The 14,362-nt window shown below is 56.3% G+C and carries 12 protein-coding genes; 7 read left to right on the forward strand and 5 right to left on the reverse strand.

Annotation, left to right across the window (positions count from 1 at the left end; genetic code table 11):
* The first annotated feature begins 58 nt into the window (after positions 1 to 58).
* The 7 genes from cysQ to AC2TDA_RS06755 all read left to right on the forward strand — a co-directional run bounded on the left by cysQ (position 59) and on the right by AC2TDA_RS06755 (position 7,994).
* Positions 59 to 856, forward strand: a complete 798-nt coding sequence (gene cysQ / locus AC2TDA_RS06725) for a 3'(2'),5'-bisphosphate nucleotidase CysQ (RefSeq protein WP_480878110.1) — start codon at positions 59 to 61, stop codon at positions 854 to 856.
* Positions 856 to 1,656 carry a 3-deoxy-manno-octulosonate cytidylyltransferase gene (locus AC2TDA_RS06730; RefSeq protein ID WP_480877761.1) on the forward strand — a complete coding sequence of 267 codons (801 nt, stop codon included), beginning with the start codon at positions 856 to 858 and terminating at the stop codon, positions 1,654 to 1,656. The genes cysQ and AC2TDA_RS06730 overlap by 1 nt, the downstream gene beginning before the upstream one ends.
* Positions 1,653 to 2,636 (forward strand): UDP-glucose 4-epimerase GalE, encoded by a 984-nt coding sequence (galE, locus tag AC2TDA_RS06735; protein WP_480877759.1) that lies wholly within the window; start codon positions 1,653 to 1,655, stop codon positions 2,634 to 2,636. Before AC2TDA_RS06730 ends, galE begins: the two co-directional genes overlap by 4 nt.
* Positions 2,637 to 2,643: 7 nt before the next feature.
* A complete protein-coding gene (locus tag AC2TDA_RS06740; protein WP_480877757.1) occupies positions 2,644 to 3,705 on the forward strand; it encodes a glycosyltransferase family 2 protein in 1,062 nt (353 codons plus the stop codon).
* Positions 3,706 to 3,870: 165 nt separating this feature from the next.
* A complete protein-coding gene (locus AC2TDA_RS06745; RefSeq protein ID WP_480878109.1) occupies positions 3,871 to 4,857 on the forward strand; it encodes a glycosyltransferase family 2 protein in 987 nt (328 codons plus the stop codon).
* Complete coding sequence (locus tag AC2TDA_RS06750) at positions 4,854 to 6,554, forward strand: DUF5927 domain-containing protein (protein ID WP_480877756.1); 1,701 nt, start codon at positions 4,854 to 4,856, stop codon at positions 6,552 to 6,554. Before AC2TDA_RS06745 ends, AC2TDA_RS06750 begins: the two co-directional genes overlap by 4 nt.
* A 6-nt stretch (positions 6,555 to 6,560) precedes the next feature.
* Positions 6,561 to 7,994, forward strand: coding sequence for a nodulation protein NodH (locus tag AC2TDA_RS06755; RefSeq protein WP_480877754.1), 1,434 nt, complete (start codon positions 6,561 to 6,563; stop codon positions 7,992 to 7,994).
* Positions 7,995 to 8,000: 6 nt separating this feature from the next.
* Here AC2TDA_RS06755 and AC2TDA_RS06760 read toward each other — a convergent pair whose 3' ends face one another.
* The 5 genes from AC2TDA_RS06760 to AC2TDA_RS06780 all read right to left on the reverse strand — a co-directional run bounded on the left by AC2TDA_RS06760 (position 8,001) and on the right by AC2TDA_RS06780 (position 14,336).
* A complete protein-coding gene (locus tag AC2TDA_RS06760) occupies positions 8,001 to 8,519 on the reverse strand; it encodes a L,D-transpeptidase family protein (RefSeq protein WP_480844981.1) in 519 nt (172 codons plus the stop codon).
* Positions 8,520 to 8,580: 61 nt separating this feature from the next.
* Positions 8,581 to 9,366, reverse strand: coding sequence for an ion transporter (locus AC2TDA_RS06765; protein WP_480877752.1), 786 nt, complete (start codon positions 9,364 to 9,366; stop codon positions 8,581 to 8,583).
* A 21-nt stretch (positions 9,367 to 9,387) separates the two neighbouring features.
* Positions 9,388 to 10,617: a class I SAM-dependent RNA methyltransferase gene (locus AC2TDA_RS06770; protein WP_480877750.1), complete on the reverse strand. Its 1,230-nt coding sequence runs from the start codon at positions 10,615 to 10,617 to the stop codon at positions 9,388 to 9,390.
* A gap of 39 nt (positions 10,618 to 10,656) precedes the next feature.
* Entirely contained in the window at positions 10,657 to 12,489 is a 1,833-nt protein-coding gene (locus AC2TDA_RS06775) for an ABC transporter ATP-binding protein (RefSeq protein ID WP_480877748.1), read from the reverse strand.
* Positions 12,486 to 14,336: an ABC transporter ATP-binding protein gene (locus tag AC2TDA_RS06780; RefSeq protein ID WP_480877746.1), complete on the reverse strand. Its 1,851-nt coding sequence runs from the start codon at positions 14,334 to 14,336 to the stop codon at positions 12,486 to 12,488. The genes AC2TDA_RS06775 and AC2TDA_RS06780 overlap by 4 nt, the downstream gene beginning before the upstream one ends.
* Between the last annotated feature and the right edge of the window lie 26 nt (positions 14,337 to 14,362).

Below are 14,362 nucleotides of genomic sequence, written 5' to 3' on the forward strand. Positions count from 1 at the left end.
ACCAAAGCATAAGACCGTCACGATTTCGGATCAACAAACCATGAAGACGGAGCATTTTGTGACCTATGACGCCCTTATCCCGGTAATCCGGCGCCTTGCCCTGGAGGCCGGAGACAAGATCATGCAGATCTATGAGGCAGACGATTTCGACGTAAAGGTCAAATCCGACTCCAGCCCGGTGACCGAAGCGGACGAGGCCGCAGACGCTTTGATCTCAGCCGGGCTTCGCGCGGCTTTCCCGGACATTCTTCTGGTAACCGAAGAACAGGCGGCCTCGCATACCAAAAAGGGTGAAACGTTCCTGATTGTCGATCCTCTGGACGGTACCAAGGAATTTATCAATCGACGGGGCGATTTCACAGTGAACATTGCGCTGGTTGAAAACGGAGTTCCCACCCGAGGCGTCGTCTATGCGCCCGCCAAGGGACGTATGTTCTATACGCAGGCCGATGGACAGTCGGTCGAAGAAACCGGAACATTGGATAAAGAAACGCCAGGGGAAGTAACCCCAATTTCAGTTTCTAATCCTGACAATTCCGCGCTGCTGATCGTCGCTTCGAAGTCGCACCGGGATCAGGCAACTGAAGACTACATCAACAAATACAATGTTCGTGACAGCAAGAGCGCGGGTTCGTCGCTCAAATTTTGTCTGGTCGCCACCGGAGAAGCCGATCTTTATCCTCGTGTAGGCCGCACGATGGAATGGGATACGGCCGCTGGTCACGCAGTGCTGACCGGAGCGGGTGGCAAAGTAGTGCGGTTCGACGATCACAACCCGCTTACCTACGGCAAAGACGATTACGCCAACCCGTTCTTCATTGCCTATGCTCCGGGCGTTGAACTGAAGGAAGCCTGATGTCTGTACTGATCGCTATTCCAGCCCGCTATGCTTCATCCCGCTACCCTGGAAAACCTCTGGTTCCGTTGACTGGCGCCAAGGGGACCTCAATGACCCTGATCGAACGCAGCTGGCGTGCCGCGAAATCGGTCGCAGGCGTCGATCGTGTGGTGGTGGCGACCGATGACGACCGTATTCGCGACGTTGCGGAAGGGTTCGGGGCCGAAGTCGTTATGACCTCGGAATCCTGTGCCAACGGCACTGAACGCTGCGCCGAGGCGCATGCGGTATTGGGTAGCGGGTATGACATCGTAGTCAATCTGCAAGGCGATGCCCCGCTGACGCCGCATTGGTTTGTCGAGGACCTCATCAATGGCCTGCGCGCTTCACCAAGTGCCGAAATTGCCACCCCTGTCTTGCGCTGTGACGGCGACGCCCTGAACGGCCTTCTGAATGATCGGCGCCACGGCCGCGTCGGTGGCACAACTGCTGTATTCGGAACAGACAACAGCGCGCTTTACTTCTCGAAGGAAGTAATCCCGTTCACTTCCGAAACCTATTCCAGCGCCGAACAAACACCCGTTTTCCACCATGTTGGGGTCTATGCTTACCGACCGGATGCCCTGGCGGCCTATCCCGGCTGGCCAACTGGGCCTCTGGAAACACTCGAAGGGCTGGAACAACTGCGCTTCATGGAAAATGGTCGCAAAGTTCTGTGTGTCGAGGTTGAGGCCAAAGGACGTCAGTTCTGGGAGCTTAATAACCCGCAGGACGTGGCAAAGATCGAAGAGATGATGACCGCGATGGGGCTGGAATGACGAACATACTTGTTACTGGCGGGGCTGGATATATCGGATCCCACGCCTGCAAAGCTTTGGCGCGCGCGGGCTACGTACCGGTTACTTTTGACAACCTGAACACAGGCTGGCAGGACGCGGTGAAGTTCGGTCCATTCGAGCAAGGCGACCTGATGGACCGTGAACGTCTCAATGAGGTTTTTGCCAAATACCAACCTGCCGCCGTAATGCATTTCGCAGCACTCAGTCAGGTGGGCGAGGCAATGTCCGAACCCGGAAGATACTGGTCAAACAACGTCACAGGATCTTTGAATCTGATCGAGGCAACCGTGGCATCCGGATGCAGGAGCTTTGTGTTTTCCTCCACCTGCGCAACTTACGGCGATCAGGACAATGTGGTTCTGGACGAAGACTCTCTGCAACTTCCTCTCAACGCTTATGGTGCCTCGAAACGTGCGATCGAGGACATTCTGCGCGACTTTCAGGCCGCGCACGGGCTGAACCACGTGATTTTTCGCTATTTCAACGTTGCCGGCGCCGATCCCGACGGAGAAATCGGTGAATTTCACCGCCCCGAAACGCATCTTGTCCCGCTGATGTTGGATGCTATCGATGGAAAGCGCGACGGGCTGACGGTGTTCGGCACTGATTATGACACGCCCGACGGAACCTGCATTCGCGACTACGTTCATGTCTGCGATCTGGTGGATGCGCATGTTCTGGGCCTTGAATGGCTGGAACAAGGCAAGGACAGCCGGGTCTTCAACCTGGGCACAGGCTCAGGGTTTTCCGTAATGGAGGTGATCGAACATTCCAAATCCGTCACCAACCGGCCCGTTCCCTATTCGATCGGCGCCCGCCGAGCGGGAGACTGCACCAAGCTGGTGTCCGGCTCCGTACGGGCCGAATCCGAGCTGGGCTGGAAGGCCAAAAGGTCAACGTTAGAGACGATGATTGCCGATGCCTGGCGCTGGCACCAAAACGGTCACTACGAGAAATGAGCGATCCATGACGGCAAGCGGTGAACAGATGCAGCCGACCCTCGGCTGGTTGCAAAATTACCGCCTGCGTCTGAAACGCAGACGCCTTCTGTGGCGCTCTTTTCGCAGCCGGCACGATCTGAACAGTTTGTCAGACAAAACCCGGTTGATCGCACCTGATAGCATTCTGGCCTTAACCACGGTGCGTAATGAAATCACCCGATTGCCCTGGTTCTTTCGCCACTATCGCGCCCTGGGCGCCGATCACTTTCTGATGGTCGATAACGGCAGCGACGATGGGACGGTGGAGTTCCTTCTGGACCAACCTGATGTTTCGCTTTGGCAGACCCGGTCCAGCTATCGCGCCTCGCGCTTCGGGGTGGACTGGCTGAGCTGGCTGCAAATGCGGTATGGGCACGGCCACTGGACCCTGATGGTGGATGCGGACGAGCTGTTGATCTACGCCCATCACGACACCAGTTCGTTGCACGACCTGACCAAGTGGCTGGAGGATCAGAATCGTCAGGTATTTGGCACTTTGATGTTGGACCTCTATCCCAAAGGGCCTTTGGGGGATCAGCGTTATGATCCGGAATCCGATCCCTGCGATCCGCTGTGCTGGTTTGATCCCGGCCCCTACCGCTCCGAACGTCAGTCCCCGATGAGCAATCTGTGGGTTCAGGGCGGAGTGCGCGAACGAGCGTTCTTTTTTGACCGACCCCAACGGTCACCCACTTTGAACAAGATCCCGCTGATACGGTGGTCGCGACGCTATGCCTATGTCAACTCCAGCCATTCCGCCCTGCCGAGGCAACTGAACTTCGGCTACGATGGGCCTGGAACCGATGCCCCGTCGGGCGTTCTGCTGCATACAAAATTTCTGCCCGAGGTCGTTGAGAAGTCTCGCATCGAGAAGCAGAGGGGGCAGCATTTTCACGACCCGAACGAGTTTGGCGCCTATTACGATGGCGTGATCAGTGGCCCGGATCTGTGGACGGATCAGTCTGAACGGTACGAAAACTGGACGCAATTGGAGCGCCTCGGGTTGATGAATTCCGGCGGATGGGGCGGTACGGGGAATACTTCATGAGGAAAAACCGTTTCTTCCTAACGACATATAAATACGTTGCCTGACAAAGTTCTAAAATGTCATAATGCGGCAATTGTCCGGCACCACTCTGGCCTCGGCCGCCCCGGGCATGCTCGCGTATAATAAAGGTTGGGCAGTCGCGTGAGCCTTTTGGATTCCTATCGCATGAGATTGCGGCGCAAGCGTCGCCTGTTGCGGTGCCTTCGAAAACGGCGCGAGTTGAAGCCGGTCCGCGACAATACCTCGACCATTCAATCCAATGATGTGCTGTTGGTCAGCGTCGTACGGAACGAAATGATCCGGCTGCCGTATTTCTTGGCCTATTACCGAAAACTGGGCGTCAATCATTTCCTGTTTGTTGAAAACAATAGTGACGATGGCACCCGCGAGTATTTGTCGAACCAGCCCGATGTCTCGGTTTGGCGCGCCAATACCAGCTATAAGAACTCCACGTTCGGGGTGGATTGGTCCAACTATCTGCTGCGCACCTATGCACACGGGCACTGGGTTCTGACAGTCGATCCGGACGAGTTCTTCATATACCCTTTCTGCGATACACGACCAATCCGCGCGTTGACCGATTGGTTGGATGGGTCCGGCATTCGCAGTTTTGGCACGATGCTGGTCGATATGTATCCTGAAGGCCCGATTGAGGACGCAACATACCAATCTGGTCAGAACCCGTTCGAAATCGCGCCCTGGTTTGACCCCGGTAACTATATGATCACGCGGAACCCGACCTACGGCAATCTGTGGATTCAAGGCGGCCCCCGCGCCCGGGTTTTCTTTCGAGACAACCCCGCGAAAGCACCCGCGCTTAACAAAATTCCACTGGTCAAGTGGAACAAACGCTATGTCTATGTCAGCTCGACCCACTCCCTGCTGCCCCGCGGCTTGAATCAGGTTTATGATGAACGAGGTGGAGAAAAAGCAAGCGGCGCCCTGTTGCACGCCAAGCTGATCGACACTTTGGGCAAAAAAGCCAACGAGGAGCTGCAACGCGGTGAGCATTACCGCGCTTCGGGTGAGTATCGGGCTTATGCCGAACAGCTGGAAGATAAACCCGTTTTCCGGAATGAATGGTCCGAAAAATACCTGAACTGGCGTCAGCTTGAGATTTTGGGCCTAATGTCCAAGGGCAATTGGGCATGAGCGGTCTCGGCATAGTCATGCTGGTGCATACCGCACTGGACCGGGCCGAACAGGTGGCCCGTCATTGGACGGCATCGCATTGCCCGGTTGTCATTCATGTGGACCGCAAAGTCAGCGACACGGTCTATTCAGAATTTGTCTCGTCCTGCTCCGATGATCCGCTGATCCTGTTTTCCGACCGCCACGTGTGCGAATGGGGCGGATGGGGCATCGTTGCGGCGTCGCAATCCGCCGCAACCCTGATGCTTGAACGTTTTCCTGACGTCCGACACGTTTTCCTGTCTTCCGGTGCCTGCTTGCCTCTGCGCCCAGTGGACGAGTTGATCGATTATCTGGCCGACCGCCCCCGCGTCGATTTCATCGAAAGCGCCACGACAGGCGACGTGACGTGGACCGTTGGAGGCCTGGATCTTGAGCGGTTTACATTGCGGTTCCCGTTTTCTTGGCGAAAACAGCGCAAGCTATTTGATTTTTACGTGCATCTGCAACGGCGGCTGAATCTGCGCCGCAAGATCCCGGATGGTTTGGTGCCCCACATGGGCAGCCAGTGGTGGTGCCTGACGCGACAAACTCTGTCGGCGATCCTTCAAGACCCCAGGCGTGGGGTCTATGACCGTTATTTTCGACGGGTCTGGATACCAGATGAAAGCTATTTTCAGACCCTAACAAGGCTTTATTCCACTCATATCGAAAGCCGCTCGCTCACATTGTCAAAGTTCGACTACCAAGGTCGACCACATGTTTTCTACGACGACCACCTGCAACTGCTGCGCCGATCCGATTGCTTTGTCGCACGCAAAATATGGCCTCAAGCAGATCGTCTTTTTCAGACCTTCCTCACCGATCAGACCAGTGCACTGAAACCAGCTGAACCCAACCCGGGTAAAATCGATCGCGTATTCGCCAAAGCGGTAGAGCGCCGCGTTCGGGGGCGCGACGGGCTTTACATGGCAAGCCGCTTTCCCCGGCATGGAAACGATTATGGCCTGACTGCCTTTCCCTATTCCGTATTTCAAGGCTTTGCCGAAGTATTCGAAGACTTCGGCTCGTGGTTGAGCAACGCGACCGGGGCGCGGGTGCACGGGCATCTGTACCACCCGGACCGGGCCCAATTTGCAAACAATGAGAGCTTGATGAATGGCGCGCTTACGGATTGCGCCACCATGCGAGATTACAACCCCACGGCATTTCTGACGAACCTGATCTGGAACACCAGGGGCGAACGGCAGTGTTTTCAGCACGGTCCCGCAGACAGGCAGAAGATCAACGAGTTTCTGGCGCGGGACAAGAATGCCCAGATCTCGATCATAACCGGTGCTTGGGCTGTTCCTCTATTTCGCTCCAACTTGAATTTTGCAGACATCCGGGCTGAGGCCGCACGCCTGCAACAGATCGAAACGCAACAACTCAAGACGCTTGAGGCCGTCGGGGCCGCATCGCGAACTCGGGTCTGGTCGATGGCAGATTTCGTAGAAGCACCGATGGAACCCTTGCAAACAGTGCTGGATGAGATCGCAATTCAGCAACCCAGCCACCTGTCCGAGGCCCCACAGATGGTGGACTTGACCGGTTTTGGAAAGTTCCTGCAAAACCTCAAGAACCAGGGGATGCACCCCTACCTGATGGGGGACTTTCCGGTCGATGACGTTTTTGGCACGCAGACCAAGCCATATCGCAAACCCTATCTGGTGCAATAGACAGAGATGTCACCAAAGTTCGACTATTTCATTGTGCTGGCCGATATGCGCACCGGGTCCAACCTGCTGGAATCGCAGTTGAATGCGTTAGACGGTGTTAGTTGCCACGGTGAGGCGTTCAATCCATATTTTGCTGGCCTTCCCAAACTTACCGAATTGTTGGGCTTCACAGTCGAAAAACGCGACCGCGATCCATTGGCCCTGCTGGACGCCATCCGGTCGGCCCCGGGCGAAATAAATGGATTTCGGTTTTTCAGCGACCACGATCCGCGCGCCTTGGAATCTGCTCTGGACGACCCGCGCTGTGCCAAGATCATTCTGACGCGCAATCCGCTGGACAGCTATATCTCGTGGAAAATCGCCATAGCGACCAAGCAATGGAAACTGGTGAACATCAAACAGCGGCGTGAAACACAGATTTCCTTCGACGCCGAAGAATTTGCTGACCAGCTGGAACAACGGCAAGCCTTCTACCAAACAGCGCTCAATCACCTACAAAAGACTGGCCAGAGCGCGTTTTACATCGGCTATGACGACTTGAACGATGTCGACGTTCTGAACGGTCTTGCAAAATGGCTGGGGGTCAGTGCGCGACTGGACGGGCCAAACGACCATCTGAAACGGCAGAACCCTGCAGGGGCTTTGTCCAAAGTGACGAACCCGGACGAGATGGAGCGAGCCGTTTCCCGGTTGGACCTCTTCAACCTGCATCGCACCCCAAACTTTGAGCCGCGGCGCGGCCCTGCGGTGTCGCGCTATGTGGCCGCGCCAAACACGCCTTTGTTGTATTTACCTGTACGCGGCGGGCCGGAGACTGAGGTGGCGCAGTGGTTGGCCAATCTGGATAAAATAAAACCTGAAGACCTGATAACCGGTCGCAATCAAAAGCAGATGCGTCAGTGGATGCAATCCAATCCGGATCACCGCAAGTTTACCGTGCTTCGGCATCCACTGGCCCGAGCCCATACTGTATTTTGCGAGCGCATCCTCAGCACCGGCCCGGGGGCTTATGTCAGTATCCGCAACATGCTGCGCAACCGCTACAAGTTGCCCTTGCCACCAAAAAACGAGGCCGGGGCTTACTCGAAAGACCAGCACCATGCGGCTTTTTCAGGATTTCTGACCATGCTAGGCCACATCCTGGCCGGTCAAACCCCGATCCGTGTGGACGGGCTATGGTGTAGTCAGGCGCAAACGCTGGAAGGGATTGCCACCTTTGCAATGCCTGATCTGATCCTGCGCGAAGATGAACTTGCGACGGCTCTGCCTGATCTGGCACGGCATGTCGGGCACCCAAACCCACCTGTACCAAAGACGCCAGAGCCGGACGCGCCGTTTGCCTTGTCCCAAATTTACGACGCCGAGCTAGAGGCGAAGGCAGCCGACGTTTACAAGCGCGATTATCTGCAATTCGGGTTCAAGGACTGGAAACCACTGTAGGCCGGATCAAGGGCGCAATGTGATGACCGTGCCTTCATTGACCATGGCATAGATCTCTTCGATCTCTTCGTTCTTGACCGCAATGCAGCCCGCTGTCCAATCCGAGGTCTTTTTCGCGCGCTTGCGTTCGGATCGCTTGTTAGGCTCACCATGAATGAAAATGTCGCCCCCGGGATCGAGACCAGCGGCCTTGGCCTGCGCTCTGTCATTCGAGTTCGGGTACGAGATGCCCAACGAGAGGTGGTACCGGCTCTTTGGGTTACGGCGATCGATCAGGTAAGTTCCTTCGGGCGTACGGCCATCACCACGTTTGGTTTTGGTTCCATCCGGAGCAAAGCCCAGATCGACTTTGTATTCCTTCAGAATCTTCTCATTGTGCAAAAGATAGAGTTTTCGCGCGCCTTTGTTTATGACCAGTGCGGTCACTTCGGGCCCGTCATAGGTAAGAATTCTGGGGTTGGCTGATGCGCATGCTGAAAGGCTCAGCGTTGCCATCGCACCCATTCCAAATGCTCGACGATCCATTGTTTTCACTGCCTACTGCTCTTTTTTAAAGCCATTATGCCAAATTCCGTGAAAACTGAAATCACTTTTTGATGTTTGATTGCTCAGCCAGGCGGCGTTCAATGTTCTCCAGACGCTCCAGCACCTCATCCCGGTAAGCATCGGTTCTGACTTCATCCTCAGCATGGTGCGCGTCCTGCATCGAGTTCACGATCAGACCCACCAACAGGTTCACTACAGCAAACGTGGTGACCATGATAAAGGGTACAAAGAAGACCCAGGCGTAGGGATAAACTTCCATCACCGGGCGGACGATGCCCATCGACCAGCTTTCCAGCGTCATGATCTGGAACAACGTATAGGCGGACAAACCCAGGTCACCGAACCAATCAGGGAAGGATTGCGAGAACAGCTTCGTCGCAATCACCGAACCGATATAGAACAGAATCGCCATCAGCAGGAATACACTGGCCATGCCCGGCAAAGCCGAAATGAAGCCTTCGACCACGCGACGCAGGCGCGGCGCAACCGAGATGACCCGCAGTACCCGCAAAATCCGCAGGGCTCGCAACACGGACAACCCCGCAGCTCCGGGTACCAGCGCGATACCGACGATCAGGAAATCAAAAATATTCCAACCGCTCTGAAAGAACCGGCGCCCGGTGGCGACCAGCTTCATCGCGATCTCGGCCACGAATATCGACAGGCAGATTGTGTCCAGAGTGACAATCAACGGCCCTGCATGTTCCATCAGGGAGGGCGACGTCTCCATCCCCAGCAACACCGCGTTAAAGATGATCACGCCAGTGATGAAACGACCAAAGGCCGGAGCTTCGATGATGGTCTGCAAACGCTGGGTGGTCCCCATGTCCGGCGGTCTCCTGTCTGATCACTTTGCGGGGTTCAGAGTAAACCGCGCGGCAAGTTCCGTGTGCGACGACCATCGAAATTGGTCAACCACCTGAACCCATTCAAGGGTGTATCCAGCATTAGTCAGGTTTTTTGCGTCTCGGGCAAATGTCACCGGGTTACAAGATACGTAGGCAATAACTGCGGGCTTGGCCTGTGTCAGTTCGTTTACCTGCGCTTCAGCCCCAGCGCGGGGTGGGTCCAAAACAACAGCGTCAAAGGATTTCAGCTCATCCGGCATCAACGGGCGGCGGAACAGATCGCGCGCTTCGGTCGAAACCCGCTTGAGCCCCTGCGCCTTGCGCCAGCCCAAATCCATTGCCCGGGTCATTTCAGCCTCACCTTCAACCGCGTGGATTTCGGCGTTTTGCGCCAAAGGTAATGAGAACGTTCCGCATCCCGCAAACAGATCGGCGATCCGTCTTGCACCGGTTGTCGCTTCCAAAACCGCCTGTAATAGAGCCTGTTCTCCGTCTGCAGTTGCCTGAAGAAACGCGCCGGGCGGCGGAACAACCACGGCTGTTCCAAACCGCTGTGTCGGTGGCCGCACCATGGCAATCACTTCGCCGTCCCAGCTCAGGCGGGCAAGACCATGTTTCTCGGTGGCTTGCGCAAGTACCAGTTCCAGCGGGCCATCCAGTGGTTTGCCGCCCTTGACCGAGACATCCAGCCCGGCCTCGGATACCGTAAGTGTCACCGCCAAAACTGCTTTGCGACTACCGCCCAGAACGGCAAGCGTTTCGGCCACTGGAATGGCAGAAATCAGGGCCGGGTCCAACAGATGGCAATCGGGGATTTCCGTGATGGTGTCGGACGCACGGCCGTGAAAACCTGCCAATGTCCCCTTCTTCGTACGCCTCACGGCTATCGTGGCGCGACGGCGCGAACGCTCTGGCGAGGTATGGATCGGGCGCATCGGGGCGGACAAACCCTGCGCGGACAACGCATTTTGGACGATATCGACTTTCCAATGAGCGACAAATTCATCTGCGGCATGCTGCAACTGACACCCACCGCAAGACTTGTAATGCCGGCAGGGGGCTTTCACACGATGGTTCGACGGTGTCAGGACACGAATTTCCGTCAGCGCATTATCAGCCAAAACGCCACTCACCACCTCGCCCGGCAGAGTGCGTGGGGCATAAACGGGGCCTTCGGCTATACCGTCCCCCTGGTGGCCAAGGCGGAGAATTGTGTAGTCCTGTGTCATGAATGGCCTGATAGCCGGGCCGGGTCCGCAAAAAAACCCTTATTCTGCAGCTTCGGTCTGAATGAATCCGCCAGATTGGCGATGCCAGAACCGAGCGTATAGCCCGTTTTGCGCCAGCAGAGTTTCGTGGGTGCCATTTTCGACAATCCGTCCGTGATCCAAAACAATGATCCTGTCCATCTCGCTGAGGGTGGACAGCCTGTGGGCGATAGCAAGAACAGTTTTGCCCTCCATCACCCGGTGCAAAGCCGTCTGGATCGAGGCCTCGACTTCGGAATCCAACGCCGACGTCGCCTCATCCAACACCAGAATCGGCGCATCTTTCAGGATCGCGCGCGCCAGCGCGATCCTCTGTCGCTGACCGCCGCTCAACTTGACGCCCCGTTCACCCAGATGCGCTTCGTAACCCGTACGCCCCTGTGCGTCCTGCAGGCTAAGGATGAATTCATGTGCTTCAGCCTTTTGGGCAGCGGCAATCAGGGCCTCTTCGGACGCAGTTGGGTTGCCGTACAGGATATTGTCTCGGGCCGAGCGGTTGAACATGGAAGTTTCCTGCGTAACCATCCCGATGTGGTGTCGCAGACTGTCTTGTGTGACTGCTGCAATGTCCTGAGCATCAATCAATACTGCGCCACTTTCACTGTCATACAGCCTGAGCAGAAGCGAAACGAGGGTGGACTTGCCCGCACCGGATGCGCCCACAATTCCCAACTTCTCACCCGGGTTTATGGTCAGATTCAGGTGGGAAACTCCGCCAACGTCACGACCATATGCAAAACTGACATCCTGAAAATCAATCTGACCATCTGTGACGTGCAGCTCTTGGGCATTGGGTGCATCCTCGACCCGATCCCGCTTGGTCAGGGTATTCATGCCATTTTCGATTTCACCAACATTGGCATAAAGCCCCATCAGCGTGAAACTGACCCAGCCGGTCATCTGCGCAATTCGAATGGAAACGGCACCTGCAGCCACAATATCACCCGCGGTCGCAGCCCCCGCCTGCCAAAGCAACAGGGTCGCCCCCAACAGCAGAACGGGCAGAACTCCGGCCAGCGTCATCAGGACAAAACGGAAGCTGGCGGAAAGCTTGCCGAAATCCAGCGATTTTTCCCGCAATTCAACCATTGAGTTCCGCGCGGCCTGATCTTCGAAGGCGGAATGCGCGAACAACTTGACCGTTTTGATGTTGGTGATCGTATCAACCACCTGCCCTGTCACCATCGCCCGCGCACCGGCCCGTGCGGCCGAACGCTTGCGAATACGCGGCAGATACCAGCGGATCAGCAAGAAATAGACCACCAGCCAGGCTGCAAAAGGCAACATGACTAGTGGGTGAATAGACCCTAATAAAAGCAAAGAGCCCAAAAGCGAGGCCAGCGCAAAGACAATGGCACTGATCGTTTCAGACACGACCGAGGTCAGAGCCGTCGACGTCTGCATCTGTTTCTGCGCAATACGACCGGCAAAATCATCATCGAAATAGGTCACCGACTGACCCAGCGTCCAGCGGTTCAGCCTGGCCAAAACGAGCGGCGGCAAGTTCGGCATTACGATGTAGTTGTTCGACAGCGACGACAAGCCGAACAAGGCAGGACGCAGCAACATGAAGAACGCGACCGCGCCTGCGATCATCCACATATTCCCCGTGGTCAGAAAACCCTCCGGCCCGCTGGCGGTGGCTGTGTCAACGACAAGGCCCAGAATCCAAGCGGTTCCGGCCTCCATCGCGCCCGCGGCAGCCGAAAAGAAAGCCGCCAGGAACAGCATCGGCCATGCGCCCGACAGGCACCAATGAATGAACGCCCCCAGTGTTTGTGGCGGGGGCGTTTCGGTTGTCCTGAACGGCTGGATCAGATCGGCAATTCTCATTCTGCTGCCTCTTCTGCGGCTTCGGGATTCATGAAACCGCCAGACTGCCTTGCCCAGAACTGCGCGTAAAGCCCGCCCTTCACCAGAAGGTCTGCATGAGCACCTTCCTCAACGATCCGACCGCCATCCATCACCAAAATGCGGTCCATCTGTGCGATGGTGCTTAGCCTGTGGGCGATGGCAATCACGGTTTTACCTTGCATCATGCCGTAGAGGGTCTCCTGAATCGAAGCTTCGACCTCGGAATCTAGGGCGGATGTCGCCTCGTCCAACAACAATATCGGCGCGTTCTTCAGGATCACTCGGGCCAAGGTCACACGCTGACGCTGACCGCCGCTGAGCTTGACCCCACGTTCCCCAACATGCGCGTCATAGCCCGTGCGGCCTTGCGGGTCCTGCAGGTCGAGGATGAACTCATGCGCCTCAGCTTGTTTGGCCGCAGCGATCATTTGTTCCTCGGTTGCGTCAGGTCTTCCGTATAGAATGTTGTCGCGCACCGAGCGGTGTAGCAAAGCGCTGTCCTGCTGAACCATGCCGATATGACTGCGCAAGCTGTCCTGTGTGACCCGCGCAATATTCTGATCGTCGATCAGGATCGCCCCTTGCTCCACGTCATAAAACCGTAAAAGCAGCTTAACTAGGGTCGATTTTCCAGCGCCCGAACGTCCGATCAGACCAATCTTTTCACCCGGTTGGATGGTCAGGTTGATATGATCAAGACCACCTGTTTTTCGCCCGTAGTGATGCGACAAGTCACGAACTTCAACCCGTCCGTTTGTCAATTGCAGTGGTGTGGATTCCGGTGCATCCAACAGATCTACAGGCTGCGCGATGGTCTCCATTCCTTCGGCCACAACACCTAGCTGACGGAAGAAGCTTGTCAGCGCCCACATGATCCAGCCGGTCATTGCGTTCAGCCGCAGCGTCAGCGCCGTTGCCGCCGCAACAACACCCACCGATGCGCTGCCTTGCATCCACAAGGCAATCGCCCAGCCGACCACCCCAACGATCAGAAGTCCGTTCAACGTAACCAGAACAGCATCCATGATAGTGAAGATGCGCATCTCGACCTGGAACGTCCGGCGGGTTTTCTCGATAGCTTCGCGTGCGTAATCCAGCTCTTGGTCTGCATGGGCGAACATCTTGACCGAGTGAATGTTTGTATAACTGTCCACCACGCGCCCCGTGACCGTCGACCGCGCGTCCGACGCAGCCTGCGACGCCGGGCCGACCCGCTTAACCGTCCAGCGCACCAAAAAGCCGTAAAAGACGAACCAGATCAGCAACGGGATCAGCAGGCGCGGATCAGCGGCCATCAACAAAATTGCAGCCCCGATCAGGTAGGCAATAGAAAAGGAAATCGCGTCAAAAACCTGAAAGACGACCTCTCCTGCGGCGGGCGGGGTTTGCATAATGCGGTTTGCGATACGCCCGGCAAAATCGTTTTCGAACCAGCCAACCGATTGGCGCAACACGTGTTTGTGCGCCCGCCAGCGGATCAGCGTGCCGAAGTTGGGCAGGATGGCGTTGTTGAGCAGCAACACGTCAACGACATGCAATATCGGCCGCAGCAGCAGAACAAATGCCGCCATCAGCAAAAGCTCGGTCCCGTGCTCCTGCCAGACCTCGGTGGGAGAGCTTCCCAGCAGGTCGACAACGCGGCCCATATAGTAGATCAGCCCGATTTCAACGCCGGCAACGATCACCGAAATCAGCGCGGTCCAGACAAAGACGCGAAAGAAGGGCCGCGAATAGTCCAGCATAAAAGGCCACAGCCGCGTTGGCGGCGTGTCGACTTCGTTATAGGCAACAAAAGGGTCTACGAGGTTTTCGAAATAGCGAAACATGGAAAGTGCTCCGATTGAGCAGAAAA

This window comes from Ruegeria sp. HKCCD6426 (assembly GCF_057221115.1).

Bases quoted from the DNA above. Each gene is read 5' to 3' on its own strand.
- AC2TDA_RS06745 (WP_480878109.1), top strand. From the start codon at position 3,871: ATGAGATTGCGGCGCAAGCGTCGCCTGTTGCGGTGCCTTCGAAAACGG.
- AC2TDA_RS06770 (WP_480877750.1), bottom strand. From the start codon at position 10,617: ATGACACAGGACTACACAATTCTCCGCCTTGGCCACCAGGGGGACGGT.
- AC2TDA_RS06775 (WP_480877748.1), bottom strand. From the start codon at position 12,489: ATGAGAATTGCCGATCTGATCCAGCCGTTCAGGACAACCGAAACGCCC.
- AC2TDA_RS06780 (WP_480877746.1), bottom strand. From the start codon at position 14,336: ATGTTTCGCTATTTCGAAAACCTCGTAGACCCTTTTGTTGCCTATAAC.
- AC2TDA_RS06740 (WP_480877757.1), top strand. From the start codon at position 2,644: ATGACGGCAAGCGGTGAACAGATGCAGCCGACCCTCGGCTGGTTGCAA.
- AC2TDA_RS06765 (WP_480877752.1), bottom strand. From the start codon at position 9,366: ATGGGGACCACCCAGCGTTTGCAGACCATCATCGAAGCTCCGGCCTTT.
- AC2TDA_RS06750 (WP_480877756.1), top strand. From the start codon at position 4,854: ATGAGCGGTCTCGGCATAGTCATGCTGGTGCATACCGCACTGGACCGG.
- AC2TDA_RS06755 (WP_480877754.1), top strand. From the start codon at position 6,561: ATGTCACCAAAGTTCGACTATTTCATTGTGCTGGCCGATATGCGCACC.
- AC2TDA_RS06730 (WP_480877761.1), top strand. From the start codon at position 856: ATGTCTGTACTGATCGCTATTCCAGCCCGCTATGCTTCATCCCGCTAC.
- galE (WP_480877759.1), top strand. From the start codon at position 1,653: ATGACGAACATACTTGTTACTGGCGGGGCTGGATATATCGGATCCCAC.
- AC2TDA_RS06760 (WP_480844981.1), bottom strand. From the start codon at position 8,519: ATGGATCGTCGAGCATTTGGAATGGGTGCGATGGCAACGCTGAGCCTT.